The 16,426-nt window shown below is 66.5% G+C and carries 16 protein-coding genes; 9 read left to right on the top strand and 7 right to left on the bottom strand.

Annotation, left to right across the window (positions count from 1 at the left end; genetic code table 11):
• Positions 1–2: 2 nt before the first annotated feature.
• The 5 genes from MTY59_RS08620 to MTY59_RS08640 are packed head-to-tail and all read right to left on the bottom strand — an operon-like array spanning position 3 to position 3,640.
• Positions 3–518: an aromatic-ring-hydroxylating dioxygenase subunit beta gene (locus MTY59_RS08620; protein ID WP_221045286.1), complete on the bottom strand. Its 516-nt coding sequence runs from the start codon at positions 516–518 to the stop codon at positions 3–5.
• Positions 515–1,810 carry an aromatic ring-hydroxylating oxygenase subunit alpha gene (locus MTY59_RS08625; protein WP_221045287.1) on the bottom strand — a complete coding sequence of 432 codons (1,296 nt, stop codon included), beginning with the start codon at positions 1,808–1,810 and terminating at the stop codon, positions 515–517. Before MTY59_RS08625 ends, MTY59_RS08620 begins: the two co-directional genes overlap by 4 nt.
• Positions 1,807–2,247 (bottom strand): Zn-ribbon domain-containing OB-fold protein, encoded by a 441-nt coding sequence (locus MTY59_RS08630; protein ID WP_221045288.1) that lies wholly within the window; start codon positions 2,245–2,247, stop codon positions 1,807–1,809. The genes MTY59_RS08625 and MTY59_RS08630 overlap by 4 nt, the downstream gene beginning before the upstream one ends.
• Entirely contained in the window at positions 2,244–3,398 is a 1,155-nt protein-coding gene (locus MTY59_RS08635) for a thiolase family protein (RefSeq protein WP_221045289.1), read from the bottom strand. The genes MTY59_RS08630 and MTY59_RS08635 overlap by 4 nt, the downstream gene beginning before the upstream one ends.
• Positions 3,395–3,640, bottom strand: coding sequence for a hypothetical protein (locus tag MTY59_RS08640; protein WP_023860688.1), 246 nt, complete (start codon positions 3,638–3,640; stop codon positions 3,395–3,397). The genes MTY59_RS08635 and MTY59_RS08640 overlap by 4 nt, the downstream gene beginning before the upstream one ends.
• Before the next feature lie 198 nt (positions 3,641–3,838).
• On the opposite strand from MTY59_RS08640, the gene MTY59_RS08645 reads away from it, so the two are divergent.
• The 7 genes from MTY59_RS08645 to MTY59_RS08675 are packed head-to-tail and all read left to right on the top strand — an operon-like array spanning position 3,839 to position 11,260.
• Positions 3,839–4,762 carry an alpha/beta fold hydrolase gene (locus tag MTY59_RS08645; RefSeq protein WP_221045290.1) on the top strand — a complete coding sequence of 308 codons (924 nt, stop codon included), beginning with the start codon at positions 3,839–3,841 and terminating at the stop codon, positions 4,760–4,762.
• Positions 4,759–5,580: a 2-oxo-hept-4-ene-1,7-dioate hydratase gene (gene hpaH, locus MTY59_RS08650; protein WP_221045291.1), complete on the top strand. Its 822-nt coding sequence runs from the start codon at positions 4,759–4,761 to the stop codon at positions 5,578–5,580. Before MTY59_RS08645 ends, hpaH begins: the two co-directional genes overlap by 4 nt.
• On the top strand, positions 5,577–6,341 hold the full coding sequence (locus MTY59_RS08655; protein ID WP_284145688.1) for an aldolase/citrate lyase family protein: 765 nt from the start codon (positions 5,577–5,579) through the stop codon (positions 6,339–6,341). Before hpaH ends, MTY59_RS08655 begins: the two co-directional genes overlap by 4 nt.
• Positions 6,342–6,386: 45 nt before the next feature.
• Entirely contained in the window at positions 6,387–7,559 is a 1,173-nt protein-coding gene (locus MTY59_RS08660; protein WP_221045292.1) for an acyl-CoA dehydrogenase family protein, read from the top strand.
• 12 nt (positions 7,560–7,571) lie between these two features.
• Positions 7,572–8,603, top strand: coding sequence for an acyl-CoA dehydrogenase family protein (locus MTY59_RS08665; protein ID WP_221045293.1), 1,032 nt, complete (start codon positions 7,572–7,574; stop codon positions 8,601–8,603).
• Positions 8,600–9,760 (top strand): acetyl-CoA acetyltransferase, encoded by a 1,161-nt coding sequence (locus MTY59_RS08670; RefSeq protein WP_221045294.1) that lies wholly within the window; start codon positions 8,600–8,602, stop codon positions 9,758–9,760. Before MTY59_RS08665 ends, MTY59_RS08670 begins: the two co-directional genes overlap by 4 nt.
• 45 nt (positions 9,761–9,805) lie before the next feature.
• Complete coding sequence (locus MTY59_RS08675; protein WP_221046338.1) at positions 9,806–11,260, top strand: class I adenylate-forming enzyme family protein; 1,455 nt, start codon at positions 9,806–9,808, stop codon at positions 11,258–11,260.
• Positions 11,261–11,266: 6 nt separating this feature from the next.
• On the opposite strand, the gene MTY59_RS08680 is transcribed toward MTY59_RS08675, so the two are convergent.
• Positions 11,267–11,803 (bottom strand): hotdog domain-containing protein, encoded by a 537-nt coding sequence (locus MTY59_RS08680; RefSeq protein ID WP_221046339.1) that lies wholly within the window; start codon positions 11,801–11,803, stop codon positions 11,267–11,269.
• A 212-nt stretch (positions 11,804–12,015) separates the two neighbouring features.
• Between MTY59_RS08680 and MTY59_RS08685 the strand changes: the two genes are divergently transcribed.
• A complete protein-coding gene (locus tag MTY59_RS08685; protein ID WP_221045295.1) occupies positions 12,016–14,466 on the top strand; it encodes a CaiB/BaiF CoA-transferase family protein in 2,451 nt (816 codons plus the stop codon).
• Between the two features lie 4 nt (positions 14,467–14,470).
• Here the strand turns inward: MTY59_RS08685 and MTY59_RS08690 are convergent, their stop codons facing one another.
• Positions 14,471–15,151 (bottom strand): TetR/AcrR family transcriptional regulator, encoded by a 681-nt coding sequence (locus tag MTY59_RS08690; protein ID WP_221045296.1) that lies wholly within the window; start codon positions 15,149–15,151, stop codon positions 14,471–14,473.
• 136 nt (positions 15,152–15,287) lie between these two features.
• Between MTY59_RS08690 and MTY59_RS08695 the strand changes: the two genes are divergently transcribed.
• The gene (locus MTY59_RS08695; protein WP_221045297.1) at positions 15,288–16,424 is read left to right on the top strand and encodes an amidohydrolase family protein; all 1,137 of its coding nucleotides are present in this window, start codon (positions 15,288–15,290) and stop codon (positions 16,422–16,424) included.
• The last annotated feature ends 2 nt before the right edge of the window (positions 16,425–16,426 follow it).

Genomic DNA, 16,426 nt, shown 5'->3' on the forward strand with positions numbered 1-16,426 from the left:
GTTCAAATCAGGAAGGCGAGTGTCTCGACCGGGCCGCTTGCGTCGATCAGGTGCACGATCTTGCGAATCAGCCGCGGGCCGTCCGGCGACAAGCGAATCGTGTGGACTACCCGGCCAGCCCAGAAGCGTTGCCGCACACGGTATTCAAACAACGCGAAGTTGGATTCGACCGTGACGGTGTCGGCGCCCGCGTCCACCACCTCGCTGTTGGAGACCACGCGCCGCATTACCGACGGAGGCGTCTGGGAGTGCCGGTTGCCGGTGTTGAGCTGGGCCACCCGGCTCTTGATCCGCCGCCGGTTGTCGTTGATGTAGGCCAGCGTGGTTCGGGGGTCGTCGTCGGGGTGCATCGGGACGCGGTACTCGACCCTGTCGTCGTCATCGGCCCACAGCGCTTCCCACTCCGAGTAGCGGCCCTCGTCGGCCAGCCGCGCCTCCAGATACAGAAACGACATGACCTCGGGGTCCGGCAGCGGACGTAGCGCCGGACGTGCCTGGGCTTCGGAGTTGACGGTCATGCGCCCGCCGCCCCGCCGACGACCGAGGCCCAGTGTGAATAGAAACCGCGCTGGGGAGTCTCGGCGCTCTTGTCCCGGTTGATGATTCCTGTCGAGTCGTCGACATCGCTTTCCATGCCGCGGGCCAGCATGAGCCACTCGGGCAGCTCCGCCGCGAGCCCGGCCTGGTTGCGCATGCCGATCTCTCCGTCGTCGGCGATCAGGAATCCCGCCGGGCCCATCGCCCCCTCGGAACGGCGCAGCGTGCGCTCGTTCAACTCATCCTGGCCGGGTATCAATACCGCAGTGGTGTAGGCGATGGTGCGGTCGGGGGCCTGCGGTTCGACGAACATGACGTTCATCTCGGCGAGGAAAAGGTTCGGCCAGATCAACGTGTGTGGTGGGCCCACCACCAGCGCGTCGTGGGCCTGCTCGGGGCCGTACGCACCCTCGAGTGCCTCGACGTAATCGGCGAGCTTGGCCCGTGGGATGCGGCCGTACCAGACGAATTCCTGGTCAAGCTTGCGGTATTCGTCGCTGTAGTCGATTTCGGAATGGCCATTGCCGAGGTCGCGGACCAGCACGTCGACCTTGGTCGGCACGTGCGACACCTTCGCGGGCTTGATCGCGTCGTACACCGAGGCGTGGGTGAACAGTGCGTGGTAGCCGTCGACGTTGTTCTCTACCACCATCTTCCAGTTGGCGTGATGCAAGTGCTTCATCCAGTTGGCCCGCAGGTCGATCTCGCGGGTGGGGGACAGATTCAGCAGCCGGTCGATGGCGCGCGTCGCCTTGCCGAGATGCTCGGGCAGCGAGATGCCTTCGGGTGCGAGCGACGCGAAGACGAATCCGCCGTAGCTGTCCACCCGGGGTGCCTGGGCAAGGCCCAGTTCAGCGCGCACCTGGTTGAATGCCTCGCCGTAACCTTCGCGCATCGGAACACCCTGCAGCGCACCGGTATTGCTGAACGTCCAGCCGTGATACGGGCACCGGAACGAGTTGGCGTTGCCCTTCTCGGCGTTGCACAGCTTGTTGGCCCGGTGCGTACAGCGGTTGAGCACCACCCGCACCACGCCATCCTTGCCGCGCGCCACGACGACCGGGTCATGTCCGATCATCCGGGTGAGGTAGTCGCCTGGCTCGCTGACCTCGCTCTCGTGCGCGACGTAGACCCATCCGGTCTTGAAGATGGTGTCCATTTCACGGCGGAAGATCTCGGCGGAGGTGTACACGCTGCCGTGCACGCGGTCGCTGCGTATGACGGACCCGACGTCGAAGGTGTCTGTCGCAGCGGGGGATTCAAGCGTCGTCACTGGTCCTCCAGGATGTCGATGGCCGGGATGGCGACGTCGCCGAGGTGGCGGAAACCGATGCGCACCGCCGTGCCGATATGCGGAGCGGTGTCCGTGGGTTGCACGGTGGTCATGATTATCCGGTGCCCGCTTGTCAGCTCGACGTCGACGATGGGGTAGGGCACCATGCCCTGCACCAGGCCGGGCTCGCGCCGATGCATGAGCGTCGCGGCGTGCACCGTCCCGCGTAAATCGACCGTGCGCCAAGCGCGTTCGGTGTTGCCGCAACTGTCGCAGACCTCTTGGTCGAGCTCGAGTGGTAGGGCGCACGTCGCGCAGAACGGCATCGCGAGTTCGCCGCGCGCGGCCGCCCGGTACAGCGGCGCCAGGATGTCGTCGTCGGCGGTGGGTGTCAGCGCGCTGTCCAGCAGCCAGTCCTCGACCGCGGTGGCCGTCATGCGGCGCGCTCCAGCACCAGCGCGGCATGGTGGTCCAAGCGGCCGCCGATACCGCCGACGAGCGCGACCGCGGCCCCGGGAACCTGACGTTGCCCGCCGGTGCCGCGCAGCTGAATCATCGCCTCCGCCAACGGCGTCATGCCCTGTAGGTAGAAGCCGGACAGCTGGCCACCGCCGGTGTTGGTCGGCAGCGCGCCGCCCGGCCCGGTGTTGCCGTCGCGCACGAATACACCCGCGGGAACGTCACCGGTGAGCTGGTATTCGGAAAGCAGCACCAGGGTCACGATCGAGAACGGGTCGTACAGTTCGGCGACGTGCAGGTCGGACCGGACCATGCCGGCCTGTTCGAGGGCGTCCTGCACCGCGCGGCCACCGCCGCCGAACCACGACTCGGCTCCCGCACGACGGCGCCGTACCGGATGTTCGCGCCCGGTGCCGCGGATCCGCAATCGGGCGCCGCCGACCGAGGGCCGCCCGGTGAGCACGACAGCGACCGCGCCGTTCACCGGCCGAGCGCAATCCAGCAGCCGAAGCGGTTCGGCGATCATCGGGGAAGAGTCGTAGTCGGCGTCGTCGAGCGGCTCTCTGTTGACCGCGTCGGGATTGCCGCGCGCCCAATCCCTCGCTGTGATGGCCACCGAGCGCAGCGCGTCGGTACTGGTGCCGGTGACGTGCAACCAGCGCTGGGTCAGCAGCGCATACGTCGGCACCGAGCCAAGCAGCCCCGAGGCCCGCTCCAGCCCGCGCACCCCGACGTTGCCGCCGCTGTGTGCGTAAGTCGAGCCTGCGCCGCGGCCGGCCACCAAGGGTGCGTCGGCGAATACACACAGTACGGTCGCCGCCTCACCGGAAAGGATCGCGTGGCGCGCGCGCTGGATCATGGCGATGGTCGTGGCGCCTTTGATCTCGACGTGTTCCAGCAGGCGCAGGTCCGCGAAGCCGGCCGCGGCCGCGAAGCCGACCCCGAGCCGTTCCGGCCGGACACCCTGAGACGAGCCGACCAGGATCCCGTCGACGTCAGCACGCCCGAGTCCGGCGTCGATCAGCGCGGCGTCGCTCGCCTTGACGGCCAGTTCGAGCGGTGTCGCGCCCGGACGCAGCGACATCGCGGTCATGCCCAGGCCGACCAGGTCTGCTTCGGCGGCACTCATGGCCGCTCCGTTGGCCGGCGTTCGCCGCGATAATTGCCCACCCGCACCCACTCTTCGCGGTCTTCGGGGGTGGCCAACGTGAAACTGGCCAACTCCAAGGGACACAAGAAGACCTGCTCTCCGCCCTCGAGGTCCTCGACGAGCAGGCGGGGGCCGTTGCCGTTGACGTCCAACGACAACCGCACGGCCGCGAACTCGTTGACCAGATCGGCGAGGACGCGGCGTCCGGCCGGAGTGTTCACTTGCTCAGTATTACCGCATACAAGTGTCAGAATCAATGAAATAAGACGGAATGACGACTGACGTATTGCGTGCGGGCCAAGTGGTGTGAGCCGTTCTTCACATGGGAACATACAGTTCATGCGACGATGGGGAACGGGTGGACCGACGTCAGCACTAGATGACAGATGTGTCAGATATTCCAGATGCGGGAAGGCGAGATGAGCCAAGTACAAGCACCGGCCGCGGCGGTCGACGTGAGCCGGGTCGACACGGAGAACTATCGCTCCGTCTGGATGTATCTCAAGGAGCTCGAGTTCCGGCAGGGGTTCGTCGACATCACAGTCAATGGCGTGCCCGTCCGTACCCGTTATGCGGAGGCGGGCGACCCGGACAAGCCGCACGCCATCTTGCTGCACGGCACTGGGGGGCACTGGGAGACGTTCGCGCCCAACCTCGCCGCACTCTCGCAGCACTTCCATTGCGTGGCGATCGACATGGTCGGCAACGGGTTCTCCGACAAGCCGGATTACGACTACGAGATCGCGGTCTACGTCGAACACGTGCTGGGGGTGATGGACCACTTCGGCATGACGTCGGCCAGCTTCATCGCCATGTCGCTGGGCGCGTTCGTTGCGTCCGCGATCTCCGTCGGCCACGCCGACCGGGTGGACAGGGTGATCCTGATGTCGCCGGCCGGACGGGAGGCGTCGGCGTCGAATATGGCGCGCATTCGGGCGGAACGGACCAAGGCGGTCAATGAGCCGACGTGGGAATCGCTGCACGCCGTGTTCGCCCACCTGATCGCCGATGAAGCCAATCGCCTGCCCGATCTCATCGGCTTGCGCCAGGCCGTCTATCGGCGCGAGGACACCCGCAACACCATTGACCGGCTGCTGATCCTGCAGGACGAGAAGGTGCGCAACCGCAACCTGATTCCCGATGACAAGTGGCGCAGCATCACCGCACCGGTGATGATCGTGGCCTCGGGCAAGGACCACGGTGTCTATCAGGACACCGCGCGCACCATCGCGGACCTGATCCCGAACTCAGAGGTGTTCGAGATGCCCTCGGTGCGGCACTGGCCGCATTTTGAGGATCCCGAGGCCTTCAACGCTGCGGCGATCGAGTTTCTCACCAGATGAGCAGACCCGCCGAGGATGAGCTCGCCGACATAGCCCGGCGGCTGTATGAGGCCGAGCAGACCCGCACGCCGATCCGGCAGTTGTCACTCGACTATCCCGAGATGACCATCGAGGACGCCTACGCGGTGCAGCGGGCACTCGTGGCGTTGAAGGTCGCCGACGGACGGGAAGTCAAGGGCCGCAAGATCGGCCTGACGTCGAAGGTGATGCAGCGGGCGGTGTCGATCGACGAACCGGATTACGGCGCGTTGTTCGACGACATGTTCATCGAGGACGGCGGCCGCATACCGCTAGGCCGCTACATCCGTCCTCGCGTCGAGGTCGAGTTGGCGTTCGTGCTGGGCGAGCAGGTATCCGGCCCGGGCGTCACGTTGTTCGATGTGCTGCGGGCCACCGAGTTCGTCACTCCCGCGCTCGAGATCCTCGACGCCAGGGTGCAGATGTCGGATCCCGAGACGGGCCATCTGCGCACCATCGTCGACACCATCGCCGACAACGCCGCGGACGCCGGTCTGGTCCTGGGCGGGCGGGTGTTCCGCCCGTTGGACGTCGACCTGCGCTGGGTGGCGGCCTTGCTGCTGCGCAACGGCACCATCGAGGAGTCCGGGGTGGCCGCGGCGGTGCTCAACCATCCCGGCAACGGTGTGGCCTGGCTGGCGAATCACCTTTCTCCACATGGTGTTTCGCTGGGACGCGGTGAGGTGATCCTGTCTGGATCGTTCACCAAGCCAGTGTTCGCCGAGCCGGGGGACAGCTTCGTCGCCGACTATGGACCGCTGGGCACGGTGTCGGTGACGTTCGATTCGGAGGCATCGTGACGAACCGGTGGACGCAGCGCATCAGCGACGGCGACCCGCGGATCGGCATGTGGGTGGCCTCGGGCAGCGGCTACGTCACCGAAATCTGCGCGGGGTCCGGAATCGACTGGCTGCTGCTGGACCAGGAGCATGCGCCCAACGATCTGCGCACCACGCTCGAGCAGCTGCAGGTGCTGGCCGGCTACCCGGACGTCGACGTCCTGGTGCGTCCGCCGTCTGCCGACCCGGTGTTCATCAAGCAACTGCTCGACATCGGCGCGCAGAACATCATCGTTCCGATGATCGATGGCCCGGGCGAAGCGGCCGCGGCGGTTGTCGCCACGCGCTACCCGCCCGAGGGCATCCGCGGGGTCGGCAGCGCGTTGGCCCGGGCGTCGCGCTGGAACCGAATTTCTGACTACCTTGTCACCGCCGACGCAACGGTCTCGTTGACCGTCCAAGTGGAGAGTGTGGCCGGTCTGGCGCAGCTCGGCGAGATCGCCGACGTCGACGGGGTGGACGCCGTCTTCATCGGTCCGGCCGACCTGGCCGCCTCGATGGGCAAACTTGGGCGGCCGGAGCATCCAGAGATTGTGAGCACCATAGAAACCGCGTTGGCGACCATCGTGGAACACGGCAAGCGCGCCGGGGTGAATGCGTTCAGCGAACCGCTGGCACGCCGCTACGTGACGGCCGGTGCGAGCTTCGTGCTCGTCGGGGCGGACGTGGCACTGCTGGCCCGCGGTGCCGAAGAACTGGCCGCGAGGTATCGCAGCCGATGACCGACGCGTTGTTTCTGACTCTGGCGTCACCTAGAATTCCGGATCATGGACCTCGACTTCACGCCTGACCAGCTCGAGTTCCGCGACCAGGTCCGCACGTGGCTTGACGAGAACAAACCGGCCGAACCGCGCCCACGCGACGACGCGGGTATCCGTGAATACGACCTCGCCTGGCAACGCACTCAGGCCGAAGGCGGCTGGGCCGGCATCGCCTGGCCCACCGAATACGGCGGCAAGGGGTTGACGCTGCTTCAGCAGTTGATCTGGTACGAGGAGTACGCCGCGCGGGGATTCCCCGGCATCGACGCATGCTTCGTCGGTAACTCGCACGCCGGGCCAACCCTGATCACCAGGGCCACCGACGAACAGAAGTCATTCCACTTGCCGAAAATCCTTGGTGGTGAGGTGATTTGGTGTCAGGGCTTCTCCGAGCCCAACGCCGGATCGGATCTGGCGGCGTTGCGCACCAAGGCGGTGATCGACGGCGAGCACCTGGTGGTGTCGGGGCAGAAGCTGTGGACGAGCTTCGCCACCGTCGCCGACTACCAGGAACTGCTGGTGCGCACCGACAACACCGGCAGCAAGCACAAGGGCATCACCTGGGTGATCTGCGACATGAGCACCCCGGGGATCGACGTCCGCCCGATCGAGACCATCGAGGGCGGCTCGGAATTCTGCGAAGTGTTCTACGACGATGTGCGGATTCCGCTGAGCAACGTGGTCGGCGATCTGGGCGAAGGTTGGTCGGTCGCGATGGCGACGCTGTCCTTTGAGCGTGGCACCGCGTTCACCGCCAACCAGGTGCGGCTGGCGAAGATCATTGAGGACCTCATCGACTATGCGCGCGACCACGTCGGGCCGGACGGCCGCAGGCCCGCCATCGCCGACGACGACATCGCGCGACGGCTGGCGAGGGCCCGCGCCTCGGTGGCGTCGCTGCGGGCGCTCACCTACACCAACATCTGCGAGGCCATGAAGACTGAGACGCCCGGCCCGCGGGGTTCGATCGTCAAGTTGATGTACGCCGAATTGGCCAAGGAGATCGGCAAATTGGCGATGGATGTCGTCGGTCCCGCCTCGGTCCGGTATTCGTCGCGGTGGGATGTCGACGGCTGGGTCGGTTACTACTACTACAGCTTCTCCCAAGCCATCGGTGGCGGAACGTCGGAGATTCAGCGCAACATCGTCGGCGAACGCGTGCTGGGGCTGCCACGATGAGAGGACACGACGGTGGATCTGCTGCCCGGAGCTGAGCAACTCGAAATCATCACGGCTGCAGGAGAATTCCTCGCCAATCGGATGCCGGTTGAACGGATCCGCGCTAATCGCCACGCGGAAGCGCCGATACCCGAGTCGCTGTGGCGCGAATCCGCCGAGTTGGGCCTGCTCACCCTCGGACTCGACGAGGAGTTCGGCGGCTCGGGCCGTCCCTTCGACGACGAGGCACTGTTATTCGTCGAACTCGGCAAGCGGCTTGCGCCGGGGCCGTTTCTGGCATGCACGCTGGGTGCCCGGGTGGCTGCCCGTTGTGGCGACGACGCGCTGGCGCAGCGGATCGGCTCCGGGGTGGCGTCGGTGGCCCTGGCGGTGCTGCGTGGCGACGGCGACGTGCGCCCGGCGGGGTCCATTAAAGGCACTTTCGATTTGTTCGAACCGGCGGGTGCCTCGCACGCCCTGCTGGTGGCCCGCAGCGGTGCCGCGCTGGTCGACATCGATTCCTTCGGTCCGCTGACACCCGTGGCCGCAGCCGACCCAGGTACTCGGATATCTTCCGCCACAGTCGAATCCGCCGAGCCGGTGTATTGGTTGCCCGCCGATGACGAATGGATCTGGGGGCGCGCCATGGTGCTCGCGGCGGGATATCTCACCGGCTTGGCCGCGGCCGCGGCGGCGTCGGCGACCGAACACGCTAAGACTCGTGAGCAGTTCGGCAAACCGATCGGCGTGCACCAAGCGATCAAGCACGCCTGCGTCGACATGGAGATCGCTGCCGAGGCCGCACAGGCGCAGACATTCTTCGCCGCGATCGCGCTGGCGGATGGGCGGGCCGACGCACTGCTGCAGGTGTTGTCGGCCGCCACGGTGGCCGGCTCGGCGGCCGTCGACAATGCGGCCGCAGGTATCCACGTGTTCGGCGGGATGGGGTACACGTTCGAGAACGACATGCACCTGTATCTCAAGCGCGCCCATGTGTTTCGGCACTTGTTCGGGGAGCCCACCGACGTGCTGGCCGAGCTGCTGGCCCAGGACCGCGCCCAGTGAGCGGCACCGCTGGGGCCGTAGCCATCGCCGGCGTCGCCCTGTCCGACGTCGGCCGGGTCGACGACAAGGGGCCCTACGAGCTGATCGCCCAGGCCAGCCGCCGCGCCCTGGCCGACGCCGGACTGACACCCGATGACGTCGATGGGTTGGCCTCCACCGGTCAGGGCACACTGCCCCCCGTCGATGTCGGCGAGTACCTGGGGCTGCGCCCGCGCTGGATCGACTCCACCGCGGTCGGGGGAGCGTCGTGGGAGGTGATGGCCGCTCACGGGGCCGACGCGATCGCCTGCGGGCACGCCGACGTGGTGCTGCTGACGTACGGATCGACCGCCCGCTCGGATCTTCGAAAGCGATTGCGGGGGGCCAACATCAACTGGGGCGCACGCGGGCCACTGCAGTGGGAAGCGCCCTACGGCCACACCCTGATCTCTAAGTACGCCATGGCCGCGCGGCGGCACATGTTCACCTACGGCACCACGATCGAGCAGCTGGCCGAGGTCGCCGTGTCCGCGCGGTTCAACGCGGCCGACAATCCCGAGGCCTACTACCGCGATCCGATCACCATCGACGACGTACTCGGCGGACCGATGATCGCCGACCCGTTTACCAAGCTGCACTGCTGCATTCGCAGCGACGGGGGCGCGGCCGCCGTCCTCGTCAGCGCGGAACGCGCGAAGGATTTACGTAGTAAGCCGGTATGGGTGCTCGGCTCGGGCGAGACCACCTCGCACATGCTCACCTCCCAGTGGGACGACCTCACAGTCGGGCCGGCCGCAGTGAGCGGGCCGCTGGCCTTTGCACGGGCCGGGATCTCCCCGTCCGACGTCGACGTCGCTGAAATCTACGACGCGTTCACCTACATGTTGCTGCTTACCCTCGAGGACCTCGGCTTCTGCCCCAAGGGGGAAGGCGGCCCATTCGTCGAGAAAGGCTCGTTGCGCCTCGGCGGCGAACTCCCGACTAACACCGACGGCGGTGGACTATCGGCGTGCCACCCGGGTCAGCGAGGGTTGTTCCTGCTAGTCGAGGCCGCGCGCCAGTTGCGCGGCGAATGCGGGCCGCGGCAGGTGCCCGACGCCCGGATCGCCTGCGTCAGCGGCACCGGCGGCTGGTTCTGCTCTAGCGGCACAATGATTCTCGGCGCGGAGGAGCCGTAGCCGGTGCGCGCACCTTTGAATTCTGACGTCAGCGACACACGGTCCATGCTGGAGTGCGCTGCTAACGTGCACGGTGACCGTGAGGCCTACGTCGAGCCCGGCGCCCGAATCACGTTCGCGGACTGGATCGGCCGAGCCCGTGGGGTGGCATCGCAGTTCGCCGACCTCGGCGTAGGCAAGGGCGACGTCGTCACGCTGTGGCTGCCGTCGGGTATCGACTATGCGACGTGTTACGCCGCTGCGGCGATGATCGGCGCGATCACCACCGGGCTGAACCCGCGGCTCGGTCGTCGGGAGATCGAATCGATTCTCCAGCAAGCTGATCCAGCATTGATCGTCGCCGACGAGCATCTCGGTGCGCTACCCGACACCGGGTACCGGCTGCTGCCGCGGGATGCGCTGTGCAGCGACACGTCGCGATCGGCACCACCTGCCGTGGAGCTGAACCGCCGCGACCTGGTTGCGTTGATCTTCACCAGTGGCACGACGGGGACGCCGAAGGGTGCGGCCTTCGATGCCGACCGACTGGCCGCGGGCGCGGCAGCGGCGGGGGTGATGAGCGCGCCCCACGACCGGCGCCTCACATCGACGCCGTTCGCCCACGCTGGCTACATGTTCAAGCTCTGGGATCAGTTGGTGTGGGGCAGCACACTGGTGGTGCCCCCGACGCCATGGTCGGCCCGGGGCATGTTCGACGTGCTCCGCGACGAGCGGGTCACCGTTGCCGGCGCCGTGCCGACCCAGTGGGCCAAGCTGCTCGATGTCGATGGAGTGAGCCCGCAGGCGTTGCCGCACTTGCGGATCGGGGTCGTCGCCACCGCTCCGGCGCCCCCTGAACTGGTGCGGCGGGTCGCCGAGGGCATCGGGGTTCCGCTGGTCGTGCGGTACGCGATGACCGAGTGCCCGACCATCAGCGGCACCGAACCAGACGACGCCCCTGAGATTCAGTTCCGGACGGTGGGCCGGCCCGCGGCGGGAATGGACGTACGCATTGGTCCCGACGGCGTTGTTGAGGTGAGTGGTCCCTGCGTGATGCGTGGTTACTGGCGTAACCCGGAACTCACCGCAGAGGTGCTACAAGACGGCTGGCTGCACACCGGCGATGTCGGCGCGCTCGGCGCCGACGGCAACCTCACCCTGGTCGGACGTGGCGGCGACATGTACATCCGCGGCGGTTACAACGTGCATCCCGGTGAAGTGGAGCGGGTACTTGCCGGTCACGTGGGCGTGAAACAAGCAGCCGTGGTTGGGCGTTCGGCCCCGGTGATCGGAGAGATTGGCGTCGCTTGTGTCGTGCCGGCGGACGCCGCCAGGCCGCCGACGCTGGCCGAGTTGCGAACTCATGTGGCGGGCGAACTGGCTGACTACAAGGCGCCCGACGAGCTTCTCATCGTCGATGAGCTACCACTGACAGCGATGCTCAAGCCTGACCGGATTGCCCTGCGTGAGCTGATTAGGTTGCACGACGGGGATATTCAACGTCAACGACCGCCAGGCTGAGGCGACTCATGGTTGATCGGGGCGCAGCTCGATGAACAGGCCCTCGGCTTCGGCGCACAGCGTGTCCCCGTGGGTGAGTTGAGCACGGAGAGTCCGCTTGCGCCCTTGCTCGCCGACGAACCACGCCCGCACCGCGAGTTCTACACCGACGGGTGTGATGGACCGGAAGTCGGTGTGTAGATACGCGGTTCGCGCAGGCGCACGGCCGCCGCTACTGGCCAGGCGGCCAAGCACTTCATCGAATAACAGCGGGATGGCCCCGCCGTGGACAGCTCCACCGCCCCCCAGGAAATACCGGCCGAACGTCACCGACCCCTCGACTTTCTCATGGTCGCCCGCGGTCGGAATGAAGTTGGGGGACATGGTTTGTCCGCGTCCTGGCAGGTCGAGCCGGCGGGCGAAGATCTGTCGTCGCTCGGGGACTGCGGATTGGGCCAGCCGTTCGGCCCAGCTGCTCAAGTCGTTCGTCAGCGCCAGGGTGGTCGCCGCGTCCGGAGCGGCCGCGGCCACATCGTCGAGGAAATCGCGCAGCGCCGCGATCATGTCGCCGTATTCGGCGCCCCCACCGGGGCTGCGTACCGTCGGCTCCTGCCAGGTACGCATCGGCGGGAACCCGCCCCGTGACTCCGCGTCTTCGGTCTCCGTCATCCCGCAAGACTAATACATTGACATTAATATTGATCGCTGCGATGCTGACGTGGCGTGCGTCACTTCACGTCTTCATGAGATCCGCCCGCAGGCGCTAGGGAGCGAACATGTCGGAAGTCGCGTCGGACGGGCCGCTGGCCGGCCTGGTGGTGGTCGACCTGTCGACGACGCTGCCCGGCGCGCAGGCGACGCAGTTTCTCGCCGACTGCGGTGCCGAGGTGATCATGGTCGAGCCGCCCGACGGCAGTCCGCTGCGTGATCTAGCTGGCTGGCCAGCGCTGCTGCGTGGCAAGCGCAGCGTGACCCTCGACCTCCACAATGACGCTGACCTCGAGAGGTTGCGTGCTCTGTTGCGGCGTGCCGACGTAATGGTGAATACGTTGCGGCCGACCACCGCCGAGCGCATCGGACTTGCTCACGACGCGCTGTCGAAGGCCTACCCACGACTCGTCGTGGCGACGATCACGGGGTGGGGTTCGACCGGGCCGTTTCGCGACTACAAGGGCTGGGAGGCGCTGGTCATGGCCAAGACCGGCGTCATGCACGAGAAGCGCGGCCTCGCGCCGCGGCCCGGCCCGGCGTTCACTACGTTCACCTATGCGTCGTGGGGCGCCGCCCATGCCGCTGTTCAAGGTGTGCTGGCCGCGCTCCTCGAGCGGGAGAGCAGTGGGCGCGGCCAAACCGTCGAGACCAATTTGGTGACCGGCATGGGTTCGATGGATCCCTACAACTGGTTCTACGAGATGGTGCTGCAACGGTATCCGGGCGCCTTCGAACCGATGGACGCCGCATACGACGATCAGGGTCGGCCCCAGGCGTATCTCATTTATGCACTGCTGGTGTGTCCGACGAAGGACGGCCGCTGGCTGCAGTTCGCTCAGGTGTCGCCCAAGCTGATCAGCGCCTGGCTCACCGAACTCGACCTGCTCGGGGAGCTCGCCGATCCGAAGTGGCAGGGCTTTCCGATGCTGCCGACCCCCGAACTTCGCATGCAGTGGTGGGACATCATGATCGAACGGGTCGGCGCCCGCACCCTCGCCGAATGGCAGCAGGCCATGACGGAGAACCTCGACCTGAGCGGCGAGCTGTTCCGGAGTCCCGAAGACTCGCTGAACCACCCGCAGACCGCGCACGAAGGGCGTGCCACCACCGTCATCGACCCCGATCTCGGACCCGTACGACAGCCGTCGACCCTTATTCATGCAGACGGCAAACCGCTGACCCGGCTTCGGCCGGCCCCGCGAATCGGCGAGGACAACGACTCAGTCACCTTCGATCAAGTGGGCGGCGCCGCCCTGCCCGCTCCGCGGGAAGCCCACGACGACCCGCCGCTGAAGGGTGTGACGGTCCTGGAGTTCGGCAGCATGTTCGCCGGACCGTACGGCGCGACCCTGCTGGCCGACCTGGGTGCTCGCGTCATCAAGGTCGAGCCGCTCGACGGCGACAACATCCGCAACCTGGTCGCATTCCCTGAGGCGGGCGGCGCAAAAGTGTTGCAGGGCAAGGAAAGTATTGCGATCGACTTCACCCGACCCGAGGGCCTCGAGCTGGTGTACGAACTGGCCAAGCGGTCCGACGTCGTGCTGCAGTGCTTCCGCGGGAAAGCCGCAGAACGAGCGAAGATCGACGAAGCTTCGCTGCGGGCCGTCAATCCGGACTTGGCGTTCGTGACGACCTCGGGTTACGGGGTCGACGGACCGTTCGCACATCGCGCGGCCTACGCGCCGTCGGTCGGTGCGGCGTCCGGCCTGGCGCAGGTCGACAGCCACGACACGGGCCAGCCACCCACCGACCTGGACGACTTGCACCGGCGGGCGGTCAAACTCCACTCCGGCGGAGCTGTCCCCGCCGTTCAGTCCGACGGCATCGCGGCGCACGGTGTCGGTTCGGCGCTGCTGGTCGCGTTGTACGCCAAGCGTCGCGGCACGACGTTGACGAAGGTGGTCACGACCATGCTCGGCACTGTGCAGCAGGCGTTGATCGCCTACAACGCGAGCTATGCGTCCCGACCCGCCGAAACGCCCGCCGACGAACAGTTTTTCGGCATGAATGCCTTGTACCGGATGTACCGGGCGGCCGACGGTTATGTCTTTCTCGCCGCACCATTGCCGCGCGAATGGCCGGCACTGGCCAAAGCGATGTCACCGTACGTCGACTTGCACGCCGAGGAGCGCTTTGCCGACGCCGAATCTCGCACGCAGTACGACGAAGAGCTAATCGCCGCACTGACAACGGTTTTCGCAACCAAGACCAAGCTGGAGTGGGAGCACGAATTGTCGGCTCAAGACGTTGGGTGCGTCGAGGTGGTGGAGGCCAATTCCGAGTTGGTGTTGCAGGGCGACCAGTGCTACGAAGCAGGCTATGCCGTGGACGCCCACAGCCCGATTTTCGAGGAGCATCGTCGGCTCGCACCGCTGTGCCGGTTCTCGCGATCGCGGACACGGGCCGACGCCGGGTGCACCGTCGGGCAGCACACGGATGCGGTGCTGCGCGAAATCGGGCTGGACGAGGCGGCGATCGCCGACCTGAGAGCCAAAGAGATCGTCGGCGGTAGTTGACGACTCAGTCGTGCTCAGCGATCAGCCCGCGGGTTTCGTAGGACACCGGTGCCGTCAGCATTCCGACCCAGGTGTCCACGTAATTGTGCAGCTGCGCTTCGCTGAGTCCGTGCCCGGAGCGGGCGGATGCCGCCAGCACGTTGATCAGACTGATGTAGAGCTGGAAGGTTCGGCCGCGCCGGATCCGTTCGGGCAGGTCCTGCAGCGCGGCGTCGACCAGTTCTTCCAGCCTCTCCTGGGTCCACTCATCGTCGACGTGATCCGGCCAGTAATCGCTGCGTGCGCGCGGATCCTCCATGAGCCGAGCCAGGAACGGCGCGAACATCTCGCCCGCGGCGATGCTGTTGGCCAGCGGCCGCACCAGCAGCCACACCACGGCGCGGGGGTCTGCCTCCTTGCCTTGCTCGCGCATGCGCGCGAGCATCTCCTGGCGGTCGATCCCGAGGGACGCCTGGCGGTAGGCGATCAGCGCGCGGATCAGGCCCTCGCGAGAGCCGAAGTGGTAGCGGATCACCGAGGTGTTGGACTGCCCGGCCGCCTGCTGAATCTCCCTCAGCGTGACCGCCTCTATGCCGCGGGTGGCGAACAGCCGCTCGGCGACCTCCATCAACATCACCCGGGTCGACTCACCCGATGCGTTGCGCCTCCGCTCGCCCGCGGGCGACTCAGTTCCCAGCTCCGGCATGGGCCTCCTCCAGTCCGCCTCAGTTTTACCGGCGTCGCCCGTCAAGCCAAATAGTAATGGCTAGTCATTAAAAATACTGGACTTGCGTCGGAGCAGCTGGCATCATTCGAATGAGCGACGGATCCGTGGAGGGCCAATGAGCATGATCTGGACGAATTCTGGTGACTCGCACTTTCTAGAGCCCGACGATCTGTGGAAGTCCCGGTTGCCGAAGGCGCTCGCCGACTTGACGCCGCACGCCGAGAAGGATCCCGACGGGGAGTACGAGACCGTCTCGGTCGACGGGCAGATCTTCCGGCGCAAGCTGCCGTCATCGGCGATGGAGGCCTTCATCGAGGAGAGCATGAAGCCGCAGGGGATCCGGGACGCGCGGGCGCGGCTCGGTGATCTCGATAAGGAGGGCGTCTGGGGTGAGGTGATCTTCCCCTCGCTGGGCATGTGGGGCTCGACCTTCCGCACCCCTGAACTTCTCAAGGCATGCATGCGGGCCAGCAACGAGTGGGCGCTCGAGGAGATCTGCGCTGTGTCGCCTCGCTATGTGGTGACCGCCCAGGTGTCGACGCTGATCGTCGAAGACGCAGTCGAGGAATTGCATTGGGCCGCAGGCAAAGGCTTCAAGGCGGTGTTCTTGCCGACGACACCCCACCCGAGCGCCCCGGACTGGCATCGCAAGGAGTGGGAACCGTTCTGGGCGGCGGCCGAGGAAGCGGGCATGGTGATCGCGTTCCACATCGGCACCGATCCGGTCGACATGACGGTCGGTGGCGCCAGCGGCGGGGCGGGCATGGTGTACCGCGGGCCGGGCGGAGCGGTGATGAATTACGCCGAGACCACCTTCTCAGGGCAGCGGGCGGCGATGAAGATGGTCGCCTCCGGCGCGCTGGACCGCCACCCCGACCTTCGGGTGCTGATCTCCGAAGGGGGCGCCACCTGGGTGCCGTTCCTCGGTGACCGGATGGTCGAGGGCTACCGCCAACACCATATGGCGGTGCGGCCCAAGCTGACTCGCAGTCCCAAGGAGATCCTTTATGGTCAGGTATACGCGTCATTCCAGCACGACGAGACCGCGGTCGCCGCGTACGAGCACATGGGCTACAAGAACGTGATGTTCGGCAGCGACTACCCGCACATGGAGGGTACCTTCGGCCATACCCAGGACACCCTCAAGGGGCTCTTCGACGGCGTGAGCGATGAGACGCGGCTGCGCATCACGCAGGGCACGTTCTACGAACTGTTCCCCGACGTGCCACCCATCCCGGTCGAAAACTCCTGAGC

The sequence above is a fragment of the Mycobacterium senriense genome, assembly GCF_019668465.1.
GTDB classification, from domain to species: domain Bacteria; phylum Actinomycetota; class Actinomycetes; order Mycobacteriales; family Mycobacteriaceae; genus Mycobacterium; species Mycobacterium senriense.